General features: G+C 38.3%; 17 protein-coding genes. 6 read left to right on the forward strand and 11 right to left on the reverse strand.

Annotated features, from left to right (window positions below):
* The first annotated feature begins 42 nt into the window (after positions 1 to 42).
* Entirely contained in the window at positions 43 to 819 is a 777-nt protein-coding gene (locus P767_RS0110610) for a 3-keto-disaccharide hydrolase (RefSeq protein WP_026764479.1), read from the forward strand.
* Here the strand turns inward: P767_RS0110610 and P767_RS0110615 are convergent.
* Positions 814 to 1,791 (reverse strand): YheT family hydrolase, encoded by a 978-nt coding sequence (locus P767_RS0110615; protein ID WP_026764480.1) that lies wholly within the window; start codon positions 1,789 to 1,791, stop codon positions 814 to 816. The genes P767_RS0110610 and P767_RS0110615 overlap by 6 nt on opposite strands.
* Before the next feature lie 54 nt (positions 1,792 to 1,845).
* Between P767_RS0110615 and corA the strand changes: the two genes are divergently transcribed.
* On the forward strand, positions 1,846 to 2,943 hold the full coding sequence (gene corA / locus P767_RS0110620; protein WP_026764481.1) for a magnesium/cobalt transporter CorA: 1,098 nt from the start codon (positions 1,846 to 1,848) through the stop codon (positions 2,941 to 2,943).
* On the opposite strand, the gene P767_RS0110625 is transcribed toward corA, so the two are convergent.
* Genes P767_RS0110625 through P767_RS0110640 form a run of 4 tightly spaced genes read right to left on the reverse strand, consistent with a single transcriptional unit; the run spans position 2,940 to position 7,444 of the window.
* Positions 2,940 to 4,334 carry an MATE family efflux transporter gene (locus P767_RS0110625; RefSeq protein WP_026764482.1) on the reverse strand — a complete coding sequence of 465 codons (1,395 nt, stop codon included), beginning with the start codon at positions 4,332 to 4,334 and terminating at the stop codon, positions 2,940 to 2,942. The two genes, corA and P767_RS0110625, sit on opposite strands and share 4 nt — an antisense overlap.
* An 8-nt stretch (positions 4,335 to 4,342) precedes the next feature.
* Positions 4,343 to 5,860 (reverse strand): ATP-binding protein, encoded by a 1,518-nt coding sequence (locus P767_RS16785; RefSeq protein ID WP_051417300.1) that lies wholly within the window; start codon positions 5,858 to 5,860, stop codon positions 4,343 to 4,345.
* A 10-nt stretch (positions 5,861 to 5,870) separates the two neighbouring features.
* Positions 5,871 to 7,013, reverse strand: a complete 1,143-nt coding sequence (locus P767_RS0110635) for an FIST signal transduction protein (protein ID WP_026764483.1) — start codon at positions 7,011 to 7,013, stop codon at positions 5,871 to 5,873.
* A gap of 38 nt (positions 7,014 to 7,051) precedes the next feature.
* Positions 7,052 to 7,444: a MerC domain-containing protein gene (locus P767_RS0110640; protein WP_026764484.1), complete on the reverse strand. Its 393-nt coding sequence runs from the start codon at positions 7,442 to 7,444 to the stop codon at positions 7,052 to 7,054.
* An 84-nt stretch (positions 7,445 to 7,528) separates the two neighbouring features.
* Between P767_RS0110640 and P767_RS16790 the strand changes: the two genes are divergently transcribed.
* From P767_RS16790 to P767_RS0110655, 3 genes are read left to right on the forward strand one after another with little or no spacing between them, the layout of a single operon-like run.
* A complete protein-coding gene (locus tag P767_RS16790) occupies positions 7,529 to 8,185 on the forward strand; it encodes an SCO family protein (RefSeq protein ID WP_037351744.1) in 657 nt (218 codons plus the stop codon).
* A 7-nt stretch (positions 8,186 to 8,192) separates the two neighbouring features.
* Positions 8,193 to 8,612 carry a Fur family transcriptional regulator gene (locus tag P767_RS0110650; protein ID WP_026750755.1) on the forward strand — a complete coding sequence of 140 codons (420 nt, stop codon included), beginning with the start codon at positions 8,193 to 8,195 and terminating at the stop codon, positions 8,610 to 8,612.
* Positions 8,609 to 9,583: an NAD-dependent epimerase/dehydratase family protein gene (locus tag P767_RS0110655; RefSeq protein ID WP_026764485.1), complete on the forward strand. Its 975-nt coding sequence runs from the start codon at positions 8,609 to 8,611 to the stop codon at positions 9,581 to 9,583. Before P767_RS0110650 ends, P767_RS0110655 begins: the two co-directional genes overlap by 4 nt.
* Here P767_RS0110655 and P767_RS0110660 read toward each other — a convergent pair.
* On the reverse strand, positions 9,578 to 10,525 hold the full coding sequence (locus P767_RS0110660; RefSeq protein ID WP_026764486.1) for a UDP-3-O-(3-hydroxymyristoyl)glucosamine N-acyltransferase: 948 nt from the start codon (positions 10,523 to 10,525) through the stop codon (positions 9,578 to 9,580). The two genes, P767_RS0110655 and P767_RS0110660, sit on opposite strands and share 6 nt — an antisense overlap.
* Positions 10,526 to 10,963: 438 nt before the next feature.
* On the opposite strand from P767_RS0110660, the gene lysS reads away from it, so the two are divergent.
* A complete protein-coding gene (gene lysS / locus P767_RS0110670) occupies positions 10,964 to 12,490 on the forward strand; it encodes a lysine--tRNA ligase (RefSeq protein WP_026764487.1) in 1,527 nt (508 codons plus the stop codon).
* Here lysS and P767_RS0110675 read toward each other — a convergent pair.
* The 5 genes from P767_RS0110675 to P767_RS16795 are packed head-to-tail and all read right to left on the reverse strand — an operon-like array spanning position 12,487 to position 15,468.
* Entirely contained in the window at positions 12,487 to 13,311 is an 825-nt protein-coding gene (locus P767_RS0110675) for an SDR family oxidoreductase (protein ID WP_026750751.1), read from the reverse strand. The genes lysS and P767_RS0110675 overlap by 4 nt on opposite strands.
* Before the next feature lie 38 nt (positions 13,312 to 13,349).
* Positions 13,350 to 13,925, reverse strand: a complete 576-nt coding sequence (gene gmk, locus P767_RS0110680) for a guanylate kinase (RefSeq protein ID WP_026750750.1) — start codon at positions 13,923 to 13,925, stop codon at positions 13,350 to 13,352.
* Between the two features lie 26 nt (positions 13,926 to 13,951).
* A complete protein-coding gene (locus P767_RS0110685) occupies positions 13,952 to 14,374 on the reverse strand; it encodes a hypothetical protein (protein ID WP_026764488.1) in 423 nt (140 codons plus the stop codon).
* Positions 14,375 to 14,402: 28 nt separating this feature from the next.
* Positions 14,403 to 14,837: a hypothetical protein gene (locus P767_RS0110690; protein WP_026764489.1), complete on the reverse strand. Its 435-nt coding sequence runs from the start codon at positions 14,835 to 14,837 to the stop codon at positions 14,403 to 14,405.
* A 16-nt stretch (positions 14,838 to 14,853) separates the two neighbouring features.
* Complete coding sequence (locus P767_RS16795) at positions 14,854 to 15,468, reverse strand: glycoside hydrolase family 19 protein (RefSeq protein ID WP_157611491.1); 615 nt, start codon at positions 15,466 to 15,468, stop codon at positions 14,854 to 14,856.
* Position 15,469 lies beyond the last annotated feature (1 nt).

Raw genomic sequence — 15,469 nt, forward strand, 5'->3', positions numbered from 1 at the left:
TATTATTACGATTATTCAGCGTTTTTTCACGATATTAGAATCATGAAATACACCGTTATTGCCACCATCACAGGTATGCTATTGGTCAGCAGCAGCTATGGTCAAAAAAAGCCCAACATAGACAGTTTGGTTAAAGAATCTAAAAAAACAGAAGTATGGGAACCCGTGCCTGTTATGGTAAGTCCGGGAAAATCAGCCAGTGATGCTCCCTCCGATGCCATTGTTTTATTCAATGGTAAAAACCTGAATGCCTTTCAGAAAAAAGGCGGTGGACTTCCCGGATGGAAACTGGATGCGCAGGGAATATTAAATGTGGTAAAAGGAGCCGGTGATATTGAAACCAAAGAAAAGTTCGGCAGTTGCCAGTTGCACATTGAATGGAGAACGCCCGCTGCCATTGCAGGTGATGGTCAGAGCAGAGGTAACAGTGGTATTTTTCTGATGGGTAAATACGAGTTGCAGGTATTGGATTCCTATAATAACCCAACTTATTCAAATGGTCAGGCAGGTAGTATTTATAAGCAACATATTCCCCTGGTAAACGCATCCAGAAAACCAGGAGAATGGCAGAGCTATGATATTATATTCAATGCTCCCCGCTTCTTCTCTGATGGAAAATTACAGCAACCCGCCACTATCACTGTATTCCACAATGGAGTACTGGTACAGAACAATGTTACCATTTTAGGTGGCACAGAATGGATTGGCCCCGCTTCCTATAAAAATCACGCAGACAAGGAATCACTGATTATACAGGATCATGGAATGGATGGAGGCAATCCGGTTAGCTTCAGAAATATCTGGATCAGACCTTTATAGAATGGTGTTATCTTCTGCAAAAGACAATGCGCGGATTTCGGCCCAGGTATAAGACTGGCCTCTGATCATAAATCCGCAATGTCCTCCTTGTCTGGGCATTTCCAGAAATAAATTAGGATGATGCGCAGCTGTTTCTATGGGCATGCAGTTAGGCAATAGAAAAGGATCGTTAACCGACTGTACTACCAAAGAAGGAACGGCCACCTGATGTAATATAGGACCTACGCTGGCTTTCTCATAAAAGTCCAAAGCATTTTCATATCCATGCAAGGGTGCTGTATACCGGTTATCGAATTCAATAAATGTTTTGATATGATCATATCCTGTTGCATCAATCTGATCAGGGAACAATTTTGCTTTTAATTTTATTTTCTTTCCCAGTTTTTTTAAAAAGCGGTTTAAATAAATCCGATTCTCTGAAGTAGACAAAGCATCTACACTTCCTTTTAAACTACAGGGAACAGAAAAGCCAATGGCGTTCTTTACCTGCTCAGGAACTGTTGAAGGTTTTTCGGCAATGGCTCTGAAAGTTAAACTTCCTCCCATGCTGAACCCTATTAAAACAATATGTTTATAGCCATACTGATGAATGCTGTGGTTTATTACGGCCCTTAAATCGTTGGCATCTCCATGGTGGTAAAACCTTACCAGTCTGTTCATTTCCCCACTGCAACTTCTGCAATTCCAACCCAACGCATCGTATCCATTGGCACTAAAAATTTTGGCCATGCCGGTTACATAATGCCTTCCTGAGTCGCCTTCCAGACCATGGGTAATGATAACCAATTTGTCCGATTTTCTTTCCGACACAGACCAGTCCAGATCGAGAAAATCACCATCCGGTAATTCAAGCCTTTCTCTTCTTGCATACCTAAAGGCAACTTTTCTGAACAAGCTGGGGTAAATGCTTTGCCAATGCCCATTGTATTGCAGGAACGGGGGTTTAAAATTGGCAAGGTTTAATAAAGGCATTACTCAGTTTATGGGCAAAGGTATTAAATACCTCATTTTAATTAACTTCAATCTATGACAGGAAGCCAGTATTTAAAACTATTGAATCCGCTTGCGTTATTTAATACCAGGCGTACCAGAGATATTTTTAAAGTAAACCCAACGGTTACTCCGGAAAGAAAGGAGGCCGATCATATTGTGGTTTCCGTTTTTGATTACGATAAAGAGGAAATTAAGGAGAGCAGTTTTGACAGAATTGAATCCTGTGAACAGTTCAAAGACAACGGTCGTATCAGCTGGATTAATGTGGATGGTATCAGAAAAAAAGAAGTTGAAGTTTTGTGCAATCATTTCGGGATTCACTATCTCATTGCAGAAGATATTTTAAGCGTGGGTCAAAGACCTAAAATAGATGAAATACATCCTGTATTGTATTGTTTGCTAAATATGCTATACTTCAATGAGCAGACTGCCACAGTTGAAACAGAACAAATCAGTATTATTCTGGGGAAAGACTATGTAATTACCTATCAGGAAGACGCCAGCAGAGACGTTTTCGACGGAGTGCGTGAAAAATTAAAACTCAGTGATTCTAAATTAAGACAGAGTGGGGCTGATTATTTATGTTATGCATTAATTGACATGATTGTAGATCACTATTATCTGGTGATGGATAAAATTGGGGACAGAATAGAATTACTGGAAGAGCGGATTATCCGGAGTAGCAACAAAAGGTCATTGGCAGAAATCAATGCACTGCGCAAAGAACTGATTGTGTTGAAAAGAAATGTAGGACCTGTGAGAGATATTGTAAATGGGTTTGTGAAAACAGATAGTCAACTGCTGGAAGAAAGAACCCGTAAATATTTTAAAGACATTTACGATCATATTGTTCAGGCAAATGACCTGGCAGAAAGCTACAGGGATATGATGCTTAACCTACACGACCTGTATGTAAGTAATGTGAACCTGAAAATGAATGAGGTAATGAAAGTAATGGCAATTGTTACCTGCTTACTGGCTCCTGCCACTGTAATTGGAGGAATATTTGGAATGAACTTCGATATCATTCCCTATGCACATGAAAGCAATGGGTTTTATATTGCCACCGGTTTAATGATTATGGTTCCGCTAGTGATGGTATTTATTTTCAGAAAGCGGGGATGGTTCTAAATCTGAATGGTTTTCCATCTGCCTCTTTTAAATAAGAAGGTGCCGGTAATGGCCACGGCCGTTTCAGTAATTACAATGGCCCAGAAAACACCATTGGTTCCCCAATTGGCAGCGCCTGATAAATAATAAGCTACCGGAATCTGGAAGATCCAGAACCAGAAAAAATTTATAAGTGTTGGCGTTCTGCTATCTCCTGCACCGTTAAAAGCGTTCATCATTACCATTCCAACTCCATAAAATAAATATCCAAAGCTGATAATTCTAAGTGCGCTTGTTCCGGTGGCAATTACCATTGGCTCATGGCTCATCAATCCTACAAAGAAGGGAGCGGCAGTTATGAACAAAATTGAAACGACTCCCATAAAAACTGCATTGTACTTTGCTGTTTTCCAAACTGAAGCTTCCGCTCTTTCTATTTGTTTTGCTCCCAAATTCTGTCCTACGAGGGTCGCGGCTGCATTACTTAGTCCCCAGGCAGGCATCAGAAAAAATATAATCAGGCGAATAGCGATGGTATAACCTGCAATGGCATCGCTTCCATATCCTGAAATAATTTTCGCCATGAAAATCCAGCTGGCAGATGCTATAATAAACTGCAGGGCACCAGTTGAAGCAATATTTACAATTGAAACAATTACCGACCAGATTGGCTTAAAATGATTCCATTTCATCTGAATGATTCCCTTGCCTTTCTGAAGATTGTACAATTGATAGATTACACCAATACCCCTTCCGGTGGTGGTTGCAATTGCCGCACCTGTTAAACCATAAAAATGAATCATTACAGGACATAAAATAATATTACAAAGATTAGCCAGCCATAAACTTTTCATAGCAATGGCTGCATTACCTGCTCCTCTGAATATTCCATTAATTAAAAACAGCAACATAATAACCAGGTTCCCAATCAGCATTATAGAAACATAAGAAGAACCAATGCTCAGGATTTCAGGGGAAGCACCTACCAATTCTAAGATATCTGCTGCATAAAAAGCGCCGATGATGCTGATGATGATACTGATGACGATGCAGATAATCAGTGTTTGTGCACCTGCTTCAGCTGCTGCTTCATGATTTTTTTCACCGACCCTTCTGGCCACCATTGCAGTAGCTGCCATACTAAGACCAATGGCTAAAGAATAAATAATGGTTAGTACCGACTCTGTTAAACCAACCGTTGCGGCGGCAGCAGAGCCTAGTTTACTCACAAAAAAAATATCTACCACTGCAAACACAGACTCCATGCACATTTCAAGAATCATAGGAACAGCCAGTAAAAAAATGGCTTTTCTTAAGCTTCCTTTAGTAAAGTCCTTGTGTTCGCTGTTCAATGATTCCCTGAACAAATCATACCAAAATCGGAGTTTGGTACCACCCATAGATTTACTCATCTGATTGATTATACTGATGGCGCAATGTTGTCCATGATGATTGTATAGAGTGTGTTGGGATTGAATGGTTTGGATAAACACCCGTCCATTCCTATCTGAATAGCTTTTGCTTCAATATCGGTTGTAATAACAGAAGCGGTTAGCGCAATAATGGGAACAGTGGTATTGAACATTCTGATATTTCTGGTAGCTGTATATCCATCCATTACGGGCATCTGAATATCCATTAATATCAGATCATAATTTCCTTGCTTTACTTTTTCCACCGCAACTGACCCGTTTTCAGCAAGATCTACTTCTGCATTCCAGTTCTTGAGCATACGTTGGGCAACCATGATATTGAACTCTACGTCTTCTACCAACAGAATCTTTTTACCTGCTAAATCGGGTTTGTTTTCTGTACCACTTTGTTTTGCTTCTTCTCTTATTTCAGTATTGCTTTTCTTGAATTTAAGTGTGAAGTAAAACTTAGATCCCACACCAGGTTCACTTTCTAAAAATATTTCACTGCCCTGCAGCTGCAAGAGTCGTCTTATTATGGTAAGGCCCAGTCCGGATCCTCCAAACTCCCTGGTAATATTGTTATTGGCTTGGGTAAATCTTTCAAAGACCAGGTGTTGCTTTTCTTTTGGAATACCAATTCCGGTATCTTCTATAGAAAACATCAAATCCACATCCTGTTTATTATTTGCTACCAGTTCTGCCCGTATGGTAATGGTACCGTCTTTGGTAAACTTAACCGCATTGGAAATCAGATTGTTTAAAATCTGGCCCAGTCTTACATCGTCACAAACCAGAAACTCTGGAATATCGTCGTCGTAGGTAATCTTAATTCTGTTTCTTTTTTCTTCCGCTTTTACCTGATTGGCCATTTTAATATTCTTGAGGAAATGCAACACATTTACATTTCGCTCTGCGAATATGATTTTGCCCTCTTCTAGTTTGCTGAAATCTAATACATCGTTAATCAGGCTTAACAAATTCTCTGAAGAAATCTCCATCACGTTCAGCAACTCTCTCTGATCTGGCGCCAGATCCTGGTATTGAAGCAACATGATGGTGCCAATAATTGCATTCAGTGGTGTTCTGATTTCATGGCTCATAACAGACAGAAACTCACTCTTGGCCTGTGCTGCTTTTTCAGCAACTTCCTTGGCATGAATCAAATCTGCTTCCAGCTGTTTTGTTTTGAGAATCTGTTTTTCCAGAAAAGAAATAATATCAATCAGGTCGTCGCTGTCTTCATCAAATTCCTGCGGTGCAGCAGGATCCAGAGACTTAATTGCCTGCTTTAATTTATAAATAGATTGCTGTCTTATTTCATTTTGCGTCTGCAGATCTTTGGTTGCACGTTGATATTCCTTTTCGCTTACATCAAATGCATGTTCCGTAATCTTTCTGTCTCTGTCGAATGAGTTGTAACTTTTATTAACAGCATCCAGAAAAGAAGCCAAGGCTGGATTGTTCTCCAAAGCGTCATTTAGAAACTGTGAAATCTGCTTTTTAAGTAAGCTATGATGAGGCATTGAAACAGCGTTATAATTCAGTAAATGTTGTAATCGTCATGGTTTGATTGTGGAGTTCACAATTAGAACCAGGATTAAAAGGGGATAACTCTCCGTAAGAATAAAAGCCAGCGATAGCAGTACTTTCACCAAATACTTTCTGAGCCGCTTCCACTTCTTCAGAAGTTCTGTCCTGCAAAATCAATTTGCGCCCGACACAACTAATTAATATGGCCAGATCAGCTTTATTGTTATCGTGCATAGATGCGGTTGTAGTTGCAGCAACAGAAGAACCATTGATTACTTTTTCAAAATTTACTTTCATCAACCGCATTTTACTTCCCTCGGGCATATTACCCGCAAAAATCATTGATCCATCCGCTTCATTCACATTTAAAATGGTTCTTACCAGGTTTTTGGAACTGTCTTCTGTACGTAAAGAAATAGGAAATAAAAGTGCAGATCCCGGTAGCTCGTCTACATAAGGTCCCAGGTATTCTTTGTACAAATCAAGGGCTTTCTGACCATCAATTTCATACAATACATTTTTTACAGATTTGGTTATTACCCTCTCTTTTCCAAATTCATCCCATCCACCAAAAGAGCTATGGCCTACCAATAATCCTGCCCCATAGAATCCTATTGCAACAACTGTTCCTTCCTTAGCTGGCGTGTTTAATCCAACCTGAGTTTTTTCAAATCTTGCAGCATCCCCCGCCAGTCCACCTGTTACAGGAATATTATTTGGATTGACAGCATTAAACCCTGCTACTAATTCGGAACCGTTAATAAAAGAGCCTTCTGATATCACAAATACAGATACCAGTTTATCCTGACTCAGCATTCCCATCAGGGTTTTTCCTGTTTCATAACTATCAACCGATTGCGAAATGTCTATTGAAACAGCCTGTGTGGTTGCTTTTTCAAAATAAATAGCTGTTACTACAACTGTATCATCATACACTTCTTTGTGCAAAATTTCACCGGAAGTAGAACAGGAAACAATATCAGCTTTTGGAAACTTTTCTTTAATTGAAGAAAAGACTGATTGGTTGGTAACCAGTTCACCTGAACCAAATACCAGAACCAGTTGTGTTTTATCAGCAGGAAAGTTTTCCGGCAATTCCCCTATAATCCATTCTCCCGAACCAAATTGAAGTTGGGCAGTTTTCATTAAACTTTTACTTTATACTTAAAGATAACCCTTTTCAGTTAATGTGAGCAATCATCGCTGTGCGCATGATCGTGTTTTCTGCAAAGTTTAAAGTTCAGGTAGTGGGCAACCACAATAAATCCAACAGAAGGAACCAGTAAAACCCATTCCAACTGATGAAAATTTACTTTTAATAGGAGCAAAAGTATGCCTGCTGTAAACAAAGCAACAGGCCACCAGCTATGATGATGTTTTTTAAATCCATGGTATAAAGCATACGTGCCTAATAAGAAAGCAAGGCCAATCATGAAATATTCAAATTGAATATTCTCAATAATATTTACACCAAACAGGGGAAGGCTGCTTAAAAAAAGGGGGAGCAGGGCACAGTGTATGGCACAGGCCACAGAAGCAACAATTCCCAATGCATCCCAGTTGATTTTAAACTTCATCGTCTGCAAAACTACAACAATGCAACTTTGTTGCAAAATATTTGTTGTAAAATGGTATTACCTTTACAGCATTAATATAAGCATATGAGTAAGAGAGTATTGGCCTATCTGGGGTTTTTTCTGGTTTTACTGGGTGGATTTTATTTTTTCCTATTCAGAGGTACTGATAAATGGAAGAAAAAGTTATCTGTAATTAGCTATGTTAAACCATTTCAATTTACTACACAGGAAGGTCTGCCCTTTAATGACCGTGATTTATTAGGCAAGGTAACCGTAGTGGAATACTTTTTTACCAGCTGTAAGGGTATCTGTCCAAAGATGAACAAAAACATGAAGGAGATTTATGATGAATTCCAGGCCGAGCCTGATTTCTTGATTTTATCTCATACCTGTGATCCGGAAACAGATTCTGTACCCAAATTAAAAAAATACTCAGACTCTATGCAGGTAAACAGCAGAAAATGGGTGATGGTAACGGGCAGAAAAGACAGTTTATACCAAATGGCAAGAGCCGCCTATTTATTGGACGATCCCAAGAACAGTGTTCAAAAAATTGAAGACCAGTTTATTCATACCCAGTTTTTTGCCCTGGTAGATAAAGATGGAAAAGTTCGTTCTCAGATTTATGATGGTCTAAAAAAAGATGAAATAGAAAAATTAAAGAAAGATATCAGAGAATTATTACAGGAGCGATCTGCTAACAGTAATTTTGTAAACGGTATCTTTAACAATAATCCTTAGGGGCAATATGCAGGATAAAATCAATGACATATTAAAAAAGAATCACCTAAGCATTACTGAGGCAAGAAAAAAAATCCTCGCACTTTTCTGGGAATCCGGAAATGCAATGGCTCACGGTGATATTGAACAAAAAAGCAGTGAAGAATTTGACCGTGTAACTATCTACAGAACCTTACAAACTTTTGTAGAAAAAGGAATCATACACACCATACCTACTGCGGACAATTCTGTTCGCTATGCTTTGTGCAAAGACGAATGTGGGGCTGGACATCACCACGACGATCATGTTCATTTTATTTGCGATGATTGCGGAACAACTTACTGTATTGATGAAGTCAATGTTCCTAAAGTAAAACTACCCAAAGGATTTAAAGCTGCTCAAACCGATTTGGTGATTAGCGGAACCTGTAATAAATGTGAGCAATGATTTTAGTAACAGGTGCCAGCGGTCTGGTAGGATCACACTTATTGCAAAAGTTGATCCGGGAAGGTCATTCAGTTAAAGCATTATATAGAAACAATCCCCCTGAAATAGCTGGAACAGAAGGTGTGGAATGGATAAAAGGAGATATTCTGGATGTTGTAGCATTAGAAGAATCCTTGCAGCATGTAGAGCAGGTATATCATTGCGCAGCCGTTGTTTCTTTTAATCCGGCAAAGAAAGCTTCCATGTTTCACACCAATGTAGAAGGCACTGCCAATGTGGTAAACGCCTGCATCAACAGTGGGGTGAAGAAATTACTATTTGTTAGTTCGGTTGCTGCTCTCGGTAGAATCAGGGAAGACAAACCAATTGATGAAACAATGAACTGGACCCCTGAAACCAGTAACAGTGAGTATGGCAAAAGCAAATACCTCTCAGAAATGGAAGTATGGCGGGGAATGAGTGAGGGTTTGTCTGTGGTAGTAGTTAACCCTGTTATTATTCTAGGGAGCGGAGATTGGAACGGAGGATCATCCGGCATTTTCAAATCATCGTACGAAGAATTTCCATGGTATACCGAAGGGACCAGCGGATTTGTAGATGTAATGGATGTAGTAAAAGCCATGTATCTGTTAATGAACAGTGAAGCGAATGGCGAACGATTTATTTTAAGCGGCCACAACACTGGCTATAAAGATATTTTTGGGTTGATTGCAGCTGGCTTTAACAAGAAACCGCCGCACAAAAAAGTAACCCCTCTGTTAGCAGGTATTGTATGGAGATGGGAAGCCATTAAGGCATTTTTTACCGGAAAAGATCCCTTGCTAACCAAAGAGACTGCCAAAACAGCTCAGGCAAAAGTGGTTTTCAACAATTCAAAACTACTTACATCCATTCCTGAATTTTCGTATACCCCTCTTAAAACATCTATTGATAGAATCTGTGCTGAATTCAGGGCAAAGTATCAATTATGATTCCATCACTTTTTTCCAGAGTTCAGGAATTCGTTTGATCCAGACCAGTTCACGGCGTTTGATGGAAGCATCTTCTGCAGGATATCCGAAATAAGTTTTACCTCCTGCCAAAGAAGAGGGAACCCCACTTTGGGCCAACACTACAGCATTGGCTCCAATGGTAAGTGTTTTGCTTACACCAACCTGCCCCCATAAAGTAACCCCGTCTTCTATAATGGTACCACCGGCAATACCCACCTGGGCAGCAAACAAGCAATTTTTCCCTACCGTTACATCATGACCAATATGAACCATATTGTCCAGTTTGGTTCCCAAACCAATTCTGGTTTCGGCTGTTACCCCTCTGTCAATCATACATCCTGTTCCTATTTCAACAAAGTCTTCCAGAACAACATTACCACAACTCAACATTTTTTTATACCAGACTGATCTGTTCTTTTTAGTGTTGTAATAAAATGCGTCACCACCAATAACGGTTCCCGACTGAATAATAACATCATTTCCAATGATGGTATTATCGTGAATGGTAACATTCGGATGAATGATACAATTGTTTCCGATAACTACATGCTTCCCAATAAATACATTGGGCATAATTATCGTATTCTCCCCAACAACTAATGAATCATCAATTGATTTTGTTGCCGGTAAAAATGGACTGAAGTGCTGTACAATTTTCAGGTAAGATTCAAAAGGATCTGAAACAATAAAAATGGTTTTGCCATCAGGAATTTTTACATCTGCCGTATTGATGATTATAAAATCAGCTGCGCTGTTTAAACAGGTATCATAATATTTTGGATGATCAACAAAGACCATGTCTCCTTTTTCTACACGATGAATTTCGTTGATGCCTAAAATTTCTGCTTGGGTATTTCCAGCAATTTTTGCATTCAGAAAATCAGACATCCAGGAAACGGAAACAGGAGACGGAAACTTCATTTGAGTGAATTTTTGAGGTGATAAAGGTAGTAAGACAAGCTTTTCCGAAATTTTTTTTTAAAATCGGTTGGCTGAAAAGTCATTCAAAATTCCAGTGCAAAAAGGGGAAACAAAATGAAGATATCATTTTATAAATTAATTTTCATTTGGCTGAAACACTGTGTTCATATATGTTTCAGACGAACAAGAAAAAAACAGATTGATTTTAAAATGAAAATTGTCTTCGGAAAAATGAAATGATCAAACACTTAAATTCTTTCTCAATTCACATTTGAGCTTAAAATGTTAATAAAATTGTTCAAAAAAATTTTTGTATAAGTTAAAAGTCTTTTTAATATTGTGTAGGGAAACGCGTTTCCCTGTACTTACTAACCCATCCATATACAAGGTCTCGCTTCTGCGAGACTTTTGTTTTGTATCAATTTGAACAACCAATTTATGAGCGAAGTACATTTTTCAGAACAAGAATTAATCAGAAGAGAGAAGCTTGCAAAATTGCAGGCCGCAGGGATTGATCCGTTTCCCGCACCATTGTATCCTGTCAACAGTTTTTCTGTTGATATCAAAAATAATTACACTGAAGAAAACAAAGATCAGTTTACCAATCTTTGTGTGGCAGGAAGAATTATGAGCATGAATGATAAAGGAAAAGTTTTCTTTATCAAGATTCAGGATAGTAAAGGCATCATTCAATTGTATGTAAAACGAGATGATATTTGTCCGGAAGAAGACAAGTCATTCTGGGATACGGTTGTAAAACACGGATTGGATTTGGGAGATATCATCGGGTGTACAGGTTTTGCTTTTATTACCAAGACCGGCGAAACATCTATACATGCGCAAACATTAACCCTACTCACCAAGTCTTTAAAACCACTCCCGGTTGTAAAGAGAGATGAAGAAGGAAATGTTTTTGATGCCGTAACCGATCCGGAATTTCGGTATCGTCAGCGATATGCAGACCTTATCATCAACCCCGATGTAAAAGACACTTTTGTTAAAAGAACCAAAATCATCAATACCATCCGTGAATTTTTGAATTCACATGGAGCAGTAGAAGTAGATACCCCGGTTTTGCAGGCTATTCCGGGAGGAGCTGCTGCCCGTCCCTTTATTACGCACCACAATGCCCTGGACGTTCCTTTTTACCTAAGAATTGCCAACGAATTGTATTTGAAGCGTCTGATTGTAGGTGGTTTTGACTGGGTATATGAATTCAGCCGCAACTTCAGAAATGAAGGAATGGACAGAACCCATAATCCGGAGTTCACGGTATTAGAGTGGTACACTGCTTACAAGGACTATATCTGGATGATGGAAGTAACCGAGCAGTTATTCGAAAAGATTGCCCTAACCATCCACGGAACTACGGATGTACAATTAGGAGACAAAATCGTAAGCTTCAAAGCGCCATTTAAAAGAATCAGCATACACGATGCCATTAAGGAGAATACCGGCATTGATGTAAGCGGAATGGATGAAGCTGGCTTAAGAGAAGTTTGCAAGCAATTAAAAATTGATGTGCCTCCAACTATTGGAAAGGGAAAACTGATTGATGAAATTTTCGGTGCTACCAGTGAACATACTTATGTACAACCAACTTTCATAATTGACTATCCGGTAGAAATGAGTCCTTTAACCAAGAAGCATCGCAGTAAACCAGGTTTGGTTGAGCGATTTGAATTAATGGTTAATGGAAAAGAACTGGCCAATGCCTATACAGAATTAAACGACCCAATTGACCAGCGTGAACGTTTTGAAGAACAGGTTAAGCTGATGGAAAGAGGAGACGATGAAGCCATGTTTATCGACTACGACTTTTTACGCGCCCTTGAATACGGCATGCCGCCTACTTCAGGAATTGGAATTGGTATTGACCGTTTGTGCATGATGATGACCAACCAGGCTTCCATTCAGGATGTGTTGCTGTTCCCTCAGATGAGACCTGAACGATTCGAAGATTAATCAACAAATAAATCTGGATACAATTGGCCTCCGGGCACAACTGCATACTGATCTAAATTAGAAATACCTTCTTTGGCAAGAACTTCTTCGTCAATGAAGGTATTTCCCGTATAGGCCAGTCCTGTTTTAGAAAGTATATAGTAAACACTGTCAGCAATGATTTCCGGTGTACGACTCATCTTGGCCAAAGCTTCACCACCCAGCAGGTTTCTTACCGCTGCTGTATCAATGGTTGTTTTAGGCCATAGTGCATTGGAGGCAATGCCATCGTTCTTAAACTCTGCAGCCCATCCCAATGCCAGCATACTCATATTGTATTTGGTAAGCGTGTAAGCAATATGTCCACCCATCCACTTAGGTTTTAAACTAATTGGCGGTGATAAGGTAATGATATGCGGATTGTTCCCTTTTTTTAACCAGGGTAAACAATGTTTTACAACTAAAAAAGTCCCTCTTACATTAATGCTTTGCATCAGGTCAAATCGCTTTGCCTCTGTTTTTTCGGTGTTGGTTAAAGAAATAGCGGATGCGTTGTTAATGACAACATCAATCCCCCCAAACTTATCTACTGCCTGCTGTACGGCTGCAGCAATCTGTGCTTCGTCTCTGATGTCTACCTGCACAGCCAGTGCTTTACCACCAGCGGCTTCCACTTCCTCAGCAGCAGAATAAATGGTTCCTCCCAGTCGGGGGTCCTCTTCTACACTTTTGGCTGCAATTACAATATTGGCTCCTTCTTTGGCCAGTCTTAAAGCAATGGCTTTTCCGATCCCTCTGCTGGCACCGGTAATAAATACAGTTCTGTTGGCAAATGATGACATAGATAAAAGCTTAGAGACTCAATTTAAGCCAAAGCAATTTACCAACCGAGGAATTCTTTGATTACTTCTTCTGTTTCTTTGCAAGCTTTCTCCAGATTGTCATTCAGAATATTTTTGTGAAAATGACTTTTGAAAGAAAGCTCATAACTGGCTTTATTCACCCGGTTTGCCAGGCTCTCCGGTGTTTCCGTACCCCGGCTTTCCAGTCTTTTCTTTAATTCTTCTACTGAAGGGGGTTCTATAAAAATAGACAGGCAACGATTGGGAAACTGATCTTGTAAATGAATGGCTCCTTTTACATCAATATCAAGGATGGGAATTTTACCAAGATTCCAGATTCTTTCCAATTCAGCCTTTAATGTGCCGTAATAACTTCCTTCATATACCATTTCCCATTCTACAAATGCATTTTCTTCAATTCTCTGTTTAAACTCCGCTTCCGAAATAAAATGATAATGAACCCCGTCTTTTTCCTCCCCTCTGGGTTTTCTGGTAGCAGCCGATATAGACAAGGAAAGGAGGGGGTGCTGCTGTAACAGATAGCGTGTTATAGAAGTTTTACCCGATCCGGAAGGTGCGGCAATAATGATGATTTTGCGAGTATCGGCTCCCATTCAAAATATGTTTCTGCAAAAAACGACTATTTTTTTGGAATTGTTTTTGCAACTTTTCGTCTAAATAATGCTGGTTCTGGCATCATGTACTCTGTAATGCTTAGAGTTTTAGTTCCTATACCATTAATTTCGTAACAAGTAATTTCCTTTGTTTCAAAATTATTTAATTGCAAATAGCTTATTGATTCGTCATTAAGATTTACTTTAGCAATTTTTCCGCAATAAGAATTAGCTGGTGTTAACTTATAATAGTATTTGGATATTAATTGTTTGGCCATATATTCTTTGCAAGAAGAATCTTTATCAAAAATAAAAACCCAATCTCCTTCAGTTGAAATCCAAGTGCCAACTATTAATTTTCTTTCAGAGTTTATATTTTGAGAATGAAGCTTTTCATTAACTACTAAAAACAACATTGAAAAGAGAAATATTTTTTTAAAATCAAACATAGTTTTTATTTAAAGATAAAAAGATAATCTATTTAAAAAAAACAGAAAGTTCTGCAGTTCCTACTTTTGTAAGAGACAATAATTCACCCACGCCATTTATTTCATAACAATATGTTGAACCATCAGAACTAACTAACTGTAAATAACTGGTTTCCTGCTCTTGATCAACTAAAACAGAAATGCTGCATTGTGGTGTAGTATTTGAAATATTATAATTAAAAGTACCTGAAACGAAAGATCCATAATACTCAATACAAGTGCCATCGTTTTTAAACTCAAGTTTATAATTAGAATCATCTTCAGATATCCATGTTGCAATAATATTAGTTTGCTCATCTACTAAATATTGTGGTGTTTGAGGAGAAAAAAAATACTTTATCTCCCTATACTTAGAATACCCAAAAGTTAGCATAAGAATAAAAGCGATTAATAACGCGGATGTAATTGTTTTTTTAAATTTCATGAATTAATAAAATTTTTTATTGACAGAATATATAGATCTTAGTTTTATTATAATAACTTTTCCTTTCATTTATCCCATTCAATTTCCCATTTACTAATCTTGTCACTTGTTCAACAAGAGTATTCGAATTAATTGAAATTTCAGATAATACTCTTGATTTAAAATACCACAAGGCCGAAATCACACTTATAGGATCATTACTTACTAAGGTCTCTGGGTGATTTAGTAAATCAAGATTAGAAGAAAAATTTGAATTATAATAATCCTGAAAATTTTGGTAGTTATCTTTAAAAGTTAATTGAAAAATTCCTCTACCTCTGTATCGAAAACCATCTCCAGATGCTTCGCTTCCATTTCCATATCGATTTCTATAAACCAAGTTTGCAAGTTTTTCAGAGTTATGTAAATAATTGTTTGGATTTTTTCTCAATGGATCAATAAATGAAAAGTGCTTAGGATAAATATTAGCTAAACGAGTTGCAGAAGAATAATTTAGATTTTCTGACCTTTGCAATGAAGTAAAACCGCCAGTTTCAGTTGCAGCTTGAGCCAAAAAATGACGTAGTTTATTTTCATTGTCTATACCAAACTTGCCGCCATACTCATTTATAAGATTTGCTAAAGAATTCAAA

It is taken from the genome of Sediminibacterium salmoneum NBRC 103935 (assembly GCF_000511175.1).
Taxonomy (GTDB): Bacteria; Bacteroidota; Bacteroidia; order Chitinophagales; family Chitinophagaceae; genus Sediminibacterium; species Sediminibacterium salmoneum.